Raw genomic sequence first — 12,065 nt, 5'->3', positions numbered from 1 at the left:
CTTCAGGGCCTTCTGCTCGATCATCGCCCGCGAAATGTGAAACTAATCGACCGGGAATCTCACTTCCGAATTGCCGGACTCTCTTCTCTCCGTGACCTTGACGCCATCGAGAAGGAGAGATCATGAGCGCCTTTCAGAAGGAAACGGTTTTGTCGGTCAGGCACTGGACTGAATCCCTGTTCAGCTTCACCGCGACGCGCGATCCCGGCTTTCGATTCCAGAACGGTCAGTTCGCGATGATCGGGCTCGAGGTCGAAGGCAAACCGTTGATGCGGGCCTACAGCATGGCCAGCGCCAATCACGAGGAAGCGCTCGAGTTCTTCTCGATCAAGGTGCAGGACGGCCCGCTGACCTCGCGCCTGCAGAAGATCAGGGAGGGCGACGTCATCCTGGTCGGCCGCAAGGCCACGGGCACGCTGATCACCGGCAATCTCATTCCCGGCAAGCGCCTCTTGCTGCTCTCGACCGGAACGGGGCTCGCGCCGTTCGCCAGCCTGATCAAGGACCCCGACGTCTACGAGAATTACGAGACCATCGTGCTCGCCCATGGCTGCCGGCAGGTCTCCGAACTCTCTTATGGCGAGCACTTGGTCGAAGGCCTGCGCAATCACGAGTTCTTCGGGCCCCTGATCCGCGACAAGCTCGTCTACTATCCCACCGTCACCCGCGAGCCATTCAGGAATCGCGGCCGCATCACCGACTTGATCGCGTCGAACCAGCTGTTCGACGACATCGGCCTGTCAGGTCTCGATATCGAGACCGACCGCATCATGCTGTGCGGCAGCCCGGCGATGCTGGAGGAACTTCCCGCGATGTTTTCCGCGCGCGGCTTTGTCGAGGGCAATCACAGCCGTCCCGGCCATTTCGTGATCGAAAAGGCCTTTGTCGAGCGCTGAGGCGCAAATCGCGCCCTGGCGACAACTAATTGCTATCGCCGGGACGTCTGCTGAACAAATCTGATGCAAAGGCGCCGGACCTGCCGGCGAACCAGGAGCAAGTGATGTCACTAGATCAGATCGTCGACGGACTTTCGGAGGTTTCCTGCGATGTGCTGGTGATCGGCGGCGGCACGGCCGGCCCGATGGCGGCGCTGAAGGCGAAGCTGAAGAACCCGAAGGCCAATGTCGTCCTGCTCGAAAAGGCCAACGTCAAGCGCTCCGGCGCGATTTCGATGGGCATGGACGGCCTGAACAACGCCGTCATCCCCGGCTATGCGACGCCGGAGCAGTATACGAAGGAAATCACAATCGCTAACGACGGCATCGTGGACCAGAAGGCGGTCTATAAATACGCGCAGAATTGTTACTCGATCATCGAGGAGCTCGACAGTTTCGGCATCCGTTTCCTGAAGAATGAGAATGGCGACTACGCCGTCAAGAAGGTGCACCACATCGGCACTTACGTCCTGCCGATGCCGAACGGCGAGACCGTGAAGAAGGCGCTGTATCGCCAGCTCCGCCGCGCCCGTATCTTGATCTCCAACCGCTATATGGCGACGCGGCTGCTCAAGTCCGCCGACGGCCGCATCGCCGGCGCGGTCAGCGTCAACACCCGCACCGCCGAGATGCTGGTGATCAAGGCCAAGGCCGTCATCCTTTGCATGGGCGCTGCCGGCCGCCTCGGCCTGCCGACCTCCGGTTACATGTTCGGTACGTATGAAAACGCCGCCAATTCAGGCGACGGCTACGCCATGGCCTATCACGCCGGTGCCGCGCTCGCGAACCTCGAATGCTTCCAGATCAACCCGCTGATCAAGGACTATAATGGTCCGGCCTGCGCCTATGTCGCCGGCCCCTTCGGTGCCTATACGGCGAACAACGAAGGCTCGCGCTTCATCGAATGCGACTACTGGTCCGGCCAGATGATGCTGGAATTCTACAACGAGCTCCTGTCCGGCAAGGGCCCGGTGTTCCTCCAGCTCAAGCATCTGCATCCCGACACCATCTCCGAGATCGAATCCACGCTGCACAAGGTGGAGCGTCCGACGCGCGGTCTATTCCAGCAGGGACGCGGGGTCGACTATCGCAGCGAGTCGATCGAGATGCACATCTCCGAGATCGGCTTCTGCTCCGGCCACAGCGCCTCCGGCGTGTTTGTGGACGACAACGCCCGCACCACTGTGCCGGGCCTCTACGCCGCCGGCGACATGGCGAGCGTGCCGCATAATTACATGCTTGGCGCCTTCACCAACGGATCGGTCGCCGGCACTGACGCGATGGAGTACGCCGACAACCACGATTTTGCGGAGTTCGACGCCGCCGACATCGCGATGGAGCGCGATCGCGTGATGGCGCCGACCAAGCGCGAGGACGGCATTCCGCCGAACCAGGTCGAATACAAGACCCGCCGCCTCGTCAACGACTATCTCCAGCCGCCGAAAGTCACGCGCAAATACGAGCTCGGCATGCGCCGCCTCGCCGAGGCGCGGGAGGACATGCAGGAGCGCATGATCGCGCGCAACGCGCACGAATTGCTCCGTGCCCTCGAAGTGCAGTCGATCATGGACTGCGCCGACATGGCGGCGCACGCCTCGCTCTACCGCGAGGAGAGCCGCTGGGGCCTCTATCACTGGCGCACCGATTTCCCGGAGAAGGACAACGAGAACTGGTTCTGCCACACGTTGCTGTCGAAGCAGGACGGCAAGATGACCAGCGAGAAGCGCGCCGTGGAGCCCTATGTCGTGCCGATCGCCGACGACGAGAAGGATCTCTACGACAAGCAGCGCATCCGCGCCTCCGCCTGACCCACCGCGCCACAACAACAGGAGACATCACATGCCTCTCGCGTCCTATCAGACATCGGTTCCGGTGGTCGTCGACGACGCCAAGTGCATCGCCGACAAGGGCTGCACCGTCTGCGTCGACGTATGTCCGCTCGACGTCTTGCGCATCAGCGACATGACCAACAAGGCCTACATGGCCTATGACGAGTGCTGGTACTGCATGCCCTGCGAAGCCGATTGCCCGACCGGCGCCGTCACCGTCAATATTCCCTATCTGTTGAGGTGAACATGTCGAGCCCGTTCGAGTCCTACGACGACCTCGAAGACGCGAACGAGCGGCTGCAGGCTGCCGATCCCGCCGAACGCCGCGTCGCCATCATCGCGCTGGGCCATTCCGGCGATCCGGCCGCGGTCGGACATCTCGCCAACATGGTCGCCGACCCCGATGCAGGCGTGCGCCAGCAGGTCGCGATGGCGCTCGGCGAGTTCGACGGTCCGGAGGCGGCAAGCGCGCTGGTGAGACTGCTGGTCGACCCGGAGAGGATCGTCGCGGCGGCCGCCGCCGACAGCATGGCCGAGTTCAAGGATCCTGCTTGCGCGGGCGTGATCCTGCCGCTGGTGAAGCACGCCCACGCCTTTGTCCGCATGGGCGCGCTGCGCGCGCTCAAGGAATTGCGAAGCAAGGACACGCTAAAGCCGGCGCTGGAAGCGCTCCAAGACACGGACGCCGCCGTGCGCGTGCAGGCAATCGGCGTGATCGGTTTCCTCAAGCTGGAAGAATCTATTCCCGCGCTGACCGCGCTGATCAACGATCCCGACGCGCATGTCCGCCGTGCCGCCGTGAGCGCGCTGGCGTTCTCGCAGATGAAACCCGCGGCCGAGACCATCACCCGTGCGTTGAAGGATAGCGACTGGATGGTCCGCGAGATGGCCGCGGAAACGCTGGGCTTGAACGCCAATGGCGCGATCGCGGCCGACCAACTCATCGGCTCGCTCGCTGATGAATTCTGGCAGGTGCGGCTGAAAGCGATCCGCAGCCTTGGCCGGATGAAGATCGAGCGTGCAGTGCGGCCGATTGGCTATTGCGTCAATCACGACCAGGCTAACTTGCGTAAAGAAGCGGCCGCCGCGCTCGGCGAGATCGCCCATCCCGACGGCGAGGCGTTCCTCGCCGTGATCGCCGACGATCCCGATCCTGAAGTCCGCAAGAATGCGCGTTGGGCGCTGCAGCAGATCGCGGCGCGCAAGGCGCGAGCAGGCGCGTAAAGGCGAGGGCCGGACATAGCGGGCCCTTCGCGGCCGCTCTGGACTTCCCCCGCCAGACGTTTATTGGTCTTCGCCAATGGGATCAGCGGCTGCAAACGCGGCTGGTCCTTAGAAACAGCGAGGGCGCGGCCATGACGACATTGACGGTGAAGGACCTTCTCCCCGAGGATGGAACGAAGGGGACGCTGGTCGGCCGCGTCTGGTTACCACAGGTGAACGGTCCGGCCGTCGTCGCCGTGCGCGGTGATGGCGTCTTTGACGTCACGGCAAGGTTTCCGACCGTCAGCGCGCTGTGTGAGGAAGACAATCCGGCCAAGGCGCTTGGCTCGACCAAGGGCGAGCGCATCGGCGAACTCGAGGCGATCGTTGCCAACACCGCTCCCGACGGGCGTGATCCGAACAAGCCCTGGCTGCTCGCGCCTGTCGATCTCCAGACATTGAAGGCGGCCGGTGTCACCTTCGCGATCTCGATGCTGGAGCGTGTCATCGAGGAACGGGCCAAGGGCAATCCCGCCTCCGCCGAAGCCATCCGCAAAGAAGTGACGCGGCTGATCGGCGATGATCTGTCAAAACTCAAGCCGGGCTCGGATCAGGCCATGCACCTGAAGCAGGTGCTGATCGACCAGAACGCCTGGAGCCAGTATCTCGAGGTCGGCATCGGCCCAGATGCCGAGGTCTTCACCAAGGCCCCGACGATGTCGTCCGTCGGCACCGGCATGGATGCGGGCCTGCATCCGAAATCGACCTGGAACAATCCGGAGCCGGAGCTGGTGCTGTTCGTCTCCAGCCGCGGCAAGATCGTCGGCGGCGCGCTCGGCAACGACGTGAACTTACGCGACTTCGAGGGCCGTTCGGCGCTGCTGCTGTCGAAGGCCAAGGACAACAACGCGTCCTGCTCGATCGGCCCGCTGCTGCGCCTGTTCGACGACACTTTTACGCTCGACGACGCGCGCAAGCTGGACATCAGCCTGAACGTGAAGGGTACGGACGGCTTCGTCCTCGACGGTCATTCCTCGATCAGCAAGATCAGCCGCGATCCAACCGACCTCGTCGCGCAGACCATCGGCAAGATCCATCAATATCCCGACGGTTTTGTGCTTTTCCTCGGCACCATGTTCGCGCCGGTCAAGGATCGCGATGCGCCGGGGCAGGGCTTCACGCACAAGCGCGACGACATCGTTACCATCGCTGCGCCGGAGCTCGGCAAGCTGGTGAACCGCATGCGCACCAGCGACGAGTGCGAGCCCTGGACCTTCGGCATCGGCGCGCTGATGAAGAACCTGGCGCAGCGGAAGCTGATCTAGTTCTTCGCCTCTTCTTCCGCCTGCGGCGAGAGGCCGGCACGCGAAGCGTGGCGGGTGAGGGCGCTTTCCACGAGTCGTTTGGGCCGATAACGGCCGAACCTCCATCCCCGTCCTTGCGAGCGCAGCGAAGCAATCCAGAGTCTTTCCGCGGAGGGATTCTGGGATTGCTTCGCTGCGCTCGCTATCACGGGCAGAGAGCTCGCACGGCCGTTTATCTCCGTCGCTGCGGATGGGCGCCTGCACCCACCGCGCAAAATTCCCTTCATCTCCCCGTTGCATCTCTGGAACAAAGTCGCGCTGAGCGTGTCATAAAACCGCGCGCTCTCCCTCCCGCGCGTTTTTTCCTCCAAATAGTCAAATAATATGACTAGTCGGAACCCGCCTCCTATGGAATAGTGCCTCCCGCCGCCTAAAAGGCCGGCCTGCGGGTGCCATGTTACCAATCGGCGCCCCGGATAACATCTTGGGAGACACGCCTGATGACCCTCAAAGCCCTCTTTGCGGCCAGCGCCACGGCCGCCTTGCTGCTCGCGCTGCCTGCCAATGCCGGCCAGCTCACCATCGGCTTCTCGCAGATCGGATCGGAATCCGGCTGGCGCGCAGCCGAAACTTCGGTCTCCAAGCAGGAGGCCACCAAACGCCAGGTCAATCTCAAGATCGCCGACGCGCAGCAGAAGCAGGAGAACCAGATCAAGGCGATCCGCTCCTTCATCGCGCAGAACGTCGATGCGATCTTTCTCGCGCCGGTCGTTTCGACCGGATGGGACTCGGTGCTGAAGGAAGCCAAGGAGGCCAAGATTCCGGTGGTGCTGCTCGACCGCGATATCGATCCCTCCGGCAAGGAACTCTATCTCACCGCCGTCACCTCCGACAGCGTGCACGAAGGCGCGGTCGCGGGCGACTGGCTGGCCAAGACCGTCGGGACGAAGGCCTGCAACATCGTCGAATTGCAGGGCACGGTCGGCGCCAGCGTCGCCGCAAACCGCAAGAAGGGTTTTGACACGGCGATTGCCAAGCACGCCAACCTGAAGGTGGTACGCAGCCAGACCGGCGACTTCACCCGCGCCAAGGGCAAGGAGGTGATGGAGAGCTTCATCAAGGCCGAAGGCGGCGGCAAGAACATCTGTGCGGTCTATGCGCATAACGACGACATGATGGTCGGCGCGATCCAGGCGATGAAGGAAGCCGGCCTCAAGCCGGGCAAAGACATCCTCACCGTCTCGATCGACGCGGTCCCCGATATCTTCAAGGCGATGGTCGCGGGCGAGGCCAACGCGACGGTCGAGCTGACGCCCAACATGGCCGGTCCGGCCTTCGATGCCGTCGCGGCCTTCAAGGAGAAGGGCACCGTTCCGCCGAAATGGATCCAGACCGAATCCAGGCTGCTCACCGCCTCTGACAATCCGCAGAAGGAATATGACAGCAAGAAGGGGCTTGGTTACTGAGGCGGCGCATTGCCGGACCGCCGTCGTCCGGTGGTCCGGCAACCCGCTTCGAAACCGCCGCGCGAACGCATAGGCTGGATGTCCGCATCATTGGCGGGCACCCGTGGGAGTGATTTTTGCCATGCAGAACAGCCGTGATCCTGCTGCCCCCCTGCTGGAGGTGCGCGGGATCAGCAAGAGCTTCGGCGCCGTGCACGCGTTGCAGGAGGTCGACTTCACGCTGCGCGCCGGCGAGATCCATGCGCTGCTCGGCGAGAACGGCGCTGGCAAGTCCACGCTGATCAAGGTTGTCACCGGCGTGTTCCCGCGCGACTCCGGCATCGTCAGGATCGGCGGAGAAGAGATCGCGCCTCGCTCGGCCAAGGCGGCGCTCGCAGCGGGCATCGCCACCGTCTACCAGGAGGTCAATTTGCTGCCGAACCTCTCGGTAGCGCAAAATCTCTTCCTTGACCGCCAGCCGATGCGCTTTGGCATCGTGCGCGAAGGCGAGATGCGCCGTCGCGCTAAGGCGCTGCTTGCAGATTTTGGTCTCGACATCGACGTCGCCGCGCCGCTCGGCAGCTATTCCGTGGCCATCCAGCACGTCACCGCGATTGCCCGCGCTGTCGATCTCTCTGCGCGCGTGCTGATTCTGGACGAGCCGACCGCGAGCCTCGACCGCCACGAGGTCGAGATTCTCTTCGGCATCATGCGCCAGCTCGCGGGGCGCGGCATCGGTATCGTCTTCGTCAGCCATTTCCTCGATCAGGTCTACGAGATCTCCGACCGGATCACGGTGCTGCGCAACGGCCGCCTGGTCGGTGAGCGCGAGACCGCGTCCCTGGCGCGGCTCGAGCTGATCCGGATGATGCTCGGCCGCGAGTTGGCGGAGACCACCAGCGCGCGGGCGGCGGCGAGCGAACATGAAGTGCGCGAGGTCTGCGCGAGTTTTGAGAATTTTGGCAAGGCCGGTTACGTTGCGCCGTTCAATCTCGAGCTGCGTCATGGCGAGGTCGTCGGCCTTGCCGGACTGCTCGGCTCGGGCCGCACCGAAACCGCACGGCTGGTGTTCGGTGCCGAGCGCGCCGATCGCGGGCAGGCGAGGGTGGAAGGCGCGCCCGTCCGCCTTCAGTCGCCGCGCGACGGCGTCCGCCATGGCTTCGGCTATTGCCCGGAAGAGCGCAAGACCGACGGCATCGTCGCCGAGCTCACCGTGCGCGAGAACATCGTGCTGGCGCTCCAGGCCAAACGCGGCCTGCATCGCCCGTTGTCCCGCCGCGAGCAGGACGAGATCGCGCGGCGTTACGTCAAGATGCTCGACATCCGTCCGGCCGATCCCGAGCGTCCGGTCGGCCTGTTGTCCGGCGGCAATCAGCAGAAGGTGCTGCTGGCGCGCTGGCTCGCGACCTCGCCGCGGCTCCTCGTGCTGGACGAGCCGACCCGCGGCATCGACGTCGGCGCCCATGCCGAGATCATCCGGCTGATCCGCGAGCTCTGTGACGATGGCCTCTCGCTGCTCGTGATCTCCTCCGAGCTCGACGAGATCGTGACTTATTCGGACCGCGTCGTGGTGCTGCGCGACCGCGCCCATGTCGAGGAGCTCGCGGGCGAGGCGGTCGACGTCGGCAACATCCTCGCCGCCATCGCCGCCGATAGCGTCACTGTTGCGCTTGAGGCCCACACATGACAGCGCTGCTGCCGCGCCGCGGCCTCGCCCAGATCCTCGCGCTGATCGTCATCCTCGCGGTCGACCGCGTGGTGTCGCCGCAATTCTTCGACCTGCGCCTCCAGGACGGTCGTCTGTTCGGCAGCCTGATCGACGTGCTCAACCGCGGCACGCCGGTGGCGTTGCTCTCGCTCGGCATGGTGCTGGTGATCGCGACGCGCGGCATTGATCTCTCGGTCGGCGCGGTGATGGCCATCTGCGGCGCGATCGCCGCAAGTCTCGCCGACACTCACAGCCTTCCGGTGGTGCTGGCGGCCGCGCTGGGGGCGGGCCTTGTCTGCGGCCTCTGGAACGGATTTCTCGTCGCCGTGCTCGGCATGCAGCCGATCGTGGCGACGCTGATCCTGATGGTCGCGGGCCGCGGCATCGCCCAGCTCATCACCGAAGGACGCATCGTGACGTTCTCCTCGCCGGATCTGGTCTGGCTCGGGAATGGTTCGGTGCTCGGCCTTCCGGTGCCGGTCGTCATTGCCCTCGGTATGCTCATTCTCACTGGCGCTGTGGTGCGCGGCTCGGCGCTTGGGTTGCTCATCGAGGCAACGGGCGGCAACGCGCGCGCGAGCGAGCTTTCCGGCGTCGGCACCCGTGCGATGATCCTGTCGGTCTATGTCTGGTGCGGCGTCTGCGCCGCGCTCGCGGGTGTGATCGCGGCGGCCGACATCATGGGCGCTGACGCCAACAATGCCGGCTTGTGGCTCGAGCTCGATGCGATTCTGGCCGTGGTGATCGGCGGCACCTCGCTGTTCGGCGGCCGCTTCAGCCTCGTGCTCGCGGTGCTTGGCGCGCTGATCATTCAGACCATGAACACGGGAATTCTGCTGTCCGGCTATCCGCCGGAGTTCAACCTGCTGGTCAAGGCGGTGGTGGTGCTCGCGGTGCTGCTGTTGCAATCGCCGAAGCTGTCCGGCTTTGCCGGTATCGCCGCACGGCTGCGGAGGACGAAAGCATGAGAGGCCTGCCGCCCGTCCTCATCACCGCGATCGTGCTCGTGGCAGGCTTTGCGCTCTGCGCCATGCAGTTCCCCAACATCGCCTCGACCCGCGTGGTCGGCAATCTCCTGACTGACAATGCCTTTCTCGGCATCGTCGCAACCGGCATGACGTTTGTGATCATCTCCGGCGGCATCGATCTGTCGGTCGGCTCGGTGATCGGCTTCACCACGGTCTTCGTGGCGCTGGCGATCGAGCGTTGGGGCGTGCCGCCGCTGGTCGCCTTCGTCGCCATCCTCGCGCTCTCGGCGGCCTTCGGCGCGGCGATGGGCGCCGTCATCCATGTCTTCGACCTGCCGCCGTTCATCGTGACGCTCGCCGGCATGTTCCTGGCCCGTGGTGCCAGCTTCCTGCTCTCGACGGAATCGGTGCCGATCACGGCACCTGTCTATTCCACTGTATCCGACTTCGCACTGCGGATGCCCGGCGGCGGGCGATTGACTGCGGTCGCGATCATCATGCTGGTGATCGTCATCGGCGGCGCCTTGCTGCTGCATCTCACGCGGTTTGGCGCCAACGTCTATGCACTCGGCGGCAGCCGGGCGACCGCGAGCCTGATGGGCGTTGCCGTCGGCAAGATGACGGTGAAGATCTACATGCTGTCGAGCCTGCTCGCGGGCATCGCCGGCATCGTCTTCTCGTTCTACACCAGCGCCGGCTATTCGCTCTCCGCCGTCGGTGTCGAGCTCGACACCATCGCCGCGGTCGTGATCGGCGGCACGCTGCTAACGGGCGGGCAGGGCTCGGTGATCGGAACCTTCCTCGGCGTCCTGATACAGGGGCTGATCCAGACCTACATCAATTTCGACGGCACGCTGTCGAGCTGGTGGACCAAGATCGCGACCGGCGTGCTGCTGTTCGCGTTCATCGCCTTGCAGCAGGCCCTGGTCGCACTCGCGCGGCGGCCGGCGGCGAAACGCGCGGGAGCTGCCATATGACCTCGCGCATCGTCATCATCCCGACGCGGCGAGCCCACTCCAACCATGCGGAGGTGGCCCGCTCGATCGGCGTCGACATCATCGCCGGGCGCTATGCGGAAGGGACGCGCCTGCCGGGCGATGCCGAGATGATCGCGATGTTCGGCGTGTCGCGGCCGGTGCTGCGCGAGAGCGTGAAGACTCTCGTGGCCAAGGGCTTGCTCACCACCAAGGCGCGGGTCGGCACCGTCGTGCGCGAACGCGCGGCCTGGAACATGTTCGATGCCGACGTGCTGGCCTGGCATCTGGACGCCGGCATCGACAAGCGTTTCCTCAATGATCTCGCCGAGATCCGTCTCGCGGTCGAGCCGCGCGCGGCGATGCTGGCGGCCACGCAGCGGTCGGAGGAAGATCTCGTCGAGCTTCGCCGTTGCATGGACCATATGCGGCTTGAAGCGTCGGATTCGGTCGGCTTCGCCGATGCCGATCTCGCACTGCATGTCGCCGTGGCGCGCGCCTCGGGCAACCTCTTCATGCGCTCGATCGGACACGTCATCGAGGCCGCGCTGCGCGCTTCGTTCCTGCTGAGCGCGCCGGTCGAGCCGGAGGACCGCGACACCGTGCTGCTCTGGCACCAGAAGATCGTCGATGCCATCGCAGCGGGCGATGCCGAGGCTGCGTCGGAGGCGATGGTCTATGTCATTCACAACGGCATGAGGCGTCACGAGGGAACGGTGATCGAAACAGCCCCGGCGGACCCGCCGTCATCTGCGAATACGGGAGAGCAAGCGTGACCGAACTTCGCATCGCCATCGTCGGTTTCGGCAAGATCGCGCGCGACCAGCATGTCGGCGCGATTGCCGCGGTGCCCGGCGTGACGCTGGCGGCAATCGCCAGCCGCAACGCCTCGTTGCCGGGATTGCCGCATTTTGCGACCATCGAGGAATTGCTGGAGAAGGGACCGCCGATCGACGCGGTCTCGCTCTGCACGCCGCCGCAGGTAAGGCGCGCGCAGGCCGCGGCGGCGCTCGCGGCCCGCAAGCATGTCATGCTGGAGAAGCCGCCGGGTGCCGGCGTCGTCGAGCTCGACCCGCTGATCGCGATGGCGGCGGCGGCAAAGCGAACGCTGTTTGCGACCTGGCATTCGCGCTACGCACCGGCGGTCGAGCCGGCCCGGCAATGGCTTGCCGCGCGCCGCATTGCCTCCGTTCACATCAGCTGGAAGGAGGACGTCCGCGTCTGGCATCCCGGTCAGGGCTGGATCTGGGAACCGGGTGGCCTCGGCGTGTTCGATCCCGGCATCAATGCATTGTCGATCCTGACCAGGATCCTGCCGAAGCCGGTGTTCGTCACCGCGGCTGAACTTTCCTTTCCCGCCAATTGCCAGGCGCCGATCGCGGCAAACCTGACAATGACCGACATCGACGGCCTGCCTGCAACCGCCGAGTTCGATTTCCGCCAGACCGGGCCGCAAAGCTGGGATATCGTCGTCGACACCGATCGCGGCCGGATGACCCTGTCCAGCGGTGGCGCGCGCATGGCCGTTGACGGCAAGGTGCTTGCCGAAGCTCCCGATGAGGAATATCGCGGACTCTACCGGCGCTTCGTCGAGCTCGCGGCGACCGGCGCGAGCGACGTCGATCTGACGCCGCTTCGCCTCGTCGCCGACGCCTTCCTGCTCGGCAAGCGCACAATTGTCGAACCGTTCGTGGATTAG

At 64.7% G+C, this 12,065-nt stretch carries 11 protein-coding genes; all 11 read left to right on the top strand.

Annotation, left to right across the window (positions count from 1 at the left end; translation table 11 throughout):
* Nucleotides 1-122: 122 nt before the first annotated feature.
* The 11 genes from RPS27_RS34190 to RPS27_RS34140 all read left to right on the top strand — a co-directional run bounded on the left by RPS27_RS34190 (nt 123) and on the right by RPS27_RS34140 (nt 12,065).
* A complete protein-coding gene (locus tag RPS27_RS34190) occupies nt 123-896 on the top strand; it encodes a ferredoxin--NADP reductase (RefSeq protein WP_194407253.1) in 774 nt (257 codons plus the stop codon).
* A 104-nt stretch (nt 897-1,000) separates the two neighbouring features.
* Complete coding sequence (locus RPS27_RS34185) at nt 1,001-2,743, top strand: fumarate reductase/succinate dehydrogenase flavoprotein subunit (protein WP_211417558.1); 1,743 nt, start codon at nt 1,001-1,003, stop codon at nt 2,741-2,743.
* Nucleotides 2,744-2,774: 31 nt separating this feature from the next.
* Nucleotides 2,775-3,008: a ferredoxin family protein gene (locus RPS27_RS34180; protein ID WP_007593252.1), complete on the top strand. Its 234-nt coding sequence runs from the start codon at nt 2,775-2,777 to the stop codon at nt 3,006-3,008.
* A 2-nt stretch (nt 3,009-3,010) separates the two neighbouring features.
* Nucleotides 3,011-3,988 carry a HEAT repeat domain-containing protein gene (locus tag RPS27_RS34175; RefSeq protein WP_212067081.1) on the top strand — a complete coding sequence of 326 codons (978 nt, stop codon included), beginning with the start codon at nt 3,011-3,013 and terminating at the stop codon, nt 3,986-3,988.
* Between the two features lie 131 nt (nt 3,989-4,119).
* Entirely contained in the window at nt 4,120-5,292 is a 1,173-nt protein-coding gene (locus tag RPS27_RS34170; RefSeq protein WP_211417557.1) for a fumarylacetoacetate hydrolase family protein, read from the top strand.
* Between the two features lie 479 nt (nt 5,293-5,771).
* Nucleotides 5,772-6,737 carry a galactofuranose ABC transporter, galactofuranose-binding protein YtfQ gene (ytfQ, locus tag RPS27_RS34165; protein WP_194407257.1) on the top strand — a complete coding sequence of 322 codons (966 nt, stop codon included), beginning with the start codon at nt 5,772-5,774 and terminating at the stop codon, nt 6,735-6,737.
* Between the two features lie 121 nt (nt 6,738-6,858).
* Nucleotides 6,859-8,403, top strand: coding sequence for a sugar ABC transporter ATP-binding protein (locus RPS27_RS34160; protein WP_313754977.1), 1,545 nt, complete (start codon nt 6,859-6,861; stop codon nt 8,401-8,403).
* Nucleotides 8,400-9,392 (top strand): ABC transporter permease, encoded by a 993-nt coding sequence (locus tag RPS27_RS34155; protein WP_212067079.1) that lies wholly within the window; start codon nt 8,400-8,402, stop codon nt 9,390-9,392. Before RPS27_RS34160 ends, RPS27_RS34155 begins: the two co-directional genes overlap by 4 nt.
* On the top strand, nt 9,389-10,369 hold the full coding sequence (yjfF, locus tag RPS27_RS34150; RefSeq protein ID WP_211417554.1) for a galactofuranose ABC transporter, permease protein YjfF: 981 nt from the start codon (nt 9,389-9,391) through the stop codon (nt 10,367-10,369). The genes RPS27_RS34155 and yjfF overlap by 4 nt, the downstream gene beginning before the upstream one ends.
* Nucleotides 10,366-11,142 carry a FadR/GntR family transcriptional regulator gene (locus RPS27_RS34145; protein ID WP_212067078.1) on the top strand — a complete coding sequence of 259 codons (777 nt, stop codon included), beginning with the start codon at nt 10,366-10,368 and terminating at the stop codon, nt 11,140-11,142. The genes yjfF and RPS27_RS34145 overlap by 4 nt, the downstream gene beginning before the upstream one ends.
* Nucleotides 11,139-12,065 carry a Gfo/Idh/MocA family protein gene (locus RPS27_RS34140; protein ID WP_212067077.1) on the top strand — a complete coding sequence of 309 codons (927 nt, stop codon included), beginning with the start codon at nt 11,139-11,141 and terminating at the stop codon, nt 12,063-12,065. Before RPS27_RS34145 ends, RPS27_RS34140 begins: the two co-directional genes overlap by 4 nt.

Origin of the sequence: Bradyrhizobium sp. WYCCWR 12699, assembly GCF_032144035.1 — a bacterium.
In the GTDB taxonomy this organism is placed as follows: domain Bacteria; phylum Pseudomonadota; class Alphaproteobacteria; order Rhizobiales; family Xanthobacteraceae; genus Bradyrhizobium.
Note: the sequence above shows the minus strand (reverse complement) of the source record. Positions and strands in the feature narration are given on the sequence as shown.

Bases quoted from the DNA above. Each gene is read 5' to 3' on its own strand.
- ytfQ (WP_194407257.1), top strand. From the start codon at position 5,772: ATGACCCTCAAAGCCCTCTTTGCGGCCAGCGCCACGGCCGCCTTGCTG.
- RPS27_RS34175 (WP_212067081.1), top strand. From the start codon at position 3,011: ATGTCGAGCCCGTTCGAGTCCTACGACGACCTCGAAGACGCGAACGAG.
- RPS27_RS34170 (WP_211417557.1), top strand. From the start codon at position 4,120: ATGACGACATTGACGGTGAAGGACCTTCTCCCCGAGGATGGAACGAAG.
- RPS27_RS34180 (WP_007593252.1), top strand. From the start codon at position 2,775: ATGCCTCTCGCGTCCTATCAGACATCGGTTCCGGTGGTCGTCGACGAC.
- RPS27_RS34185 (WP_211417558.1), top strand. From the start codon at position 1,001: ATGTCACTAGATCAGATCGTCGACGGACTTTCGGAGGTTTCCTGCGAT.
- RPS27_RS34160 (WP_313754977.1), top strand. From the start codon at position 6,859: ATGCAGAACAGCCGTGATCCTGCTGCCCCCCTGCTGGAGGTGCGCGGG.
- RPS27_RS34145 (WP_212067078.1), top strand. From the start codon at position 10,366: ATGACCTCGCGCATCGTCATCATCCCGACGCGGCGAGCCCACTCCAAC.
- yjfF (WP_211417554.1), top strand. From the start codon at position 9,389: ATGAGAGGCCTGCCGCCCGTCCTCATCACCGCGATCGTGCTCGTGGCA.
- RPS27_RS34190 (WP_194407253.1), top strand. From the start codon at position 123: ATGAGCGCCTTTCAGAAGGAAACGGTTTTGTCGGTCAGGCACTGGACT.
- RPS27_RS34155 (WP_212067079.1), top strand. From the start codon at position 8,400: ATGACAGCGCTGCTGCCGCGCCGCGGCCTCGCCCAGATCCTCGCGCTG.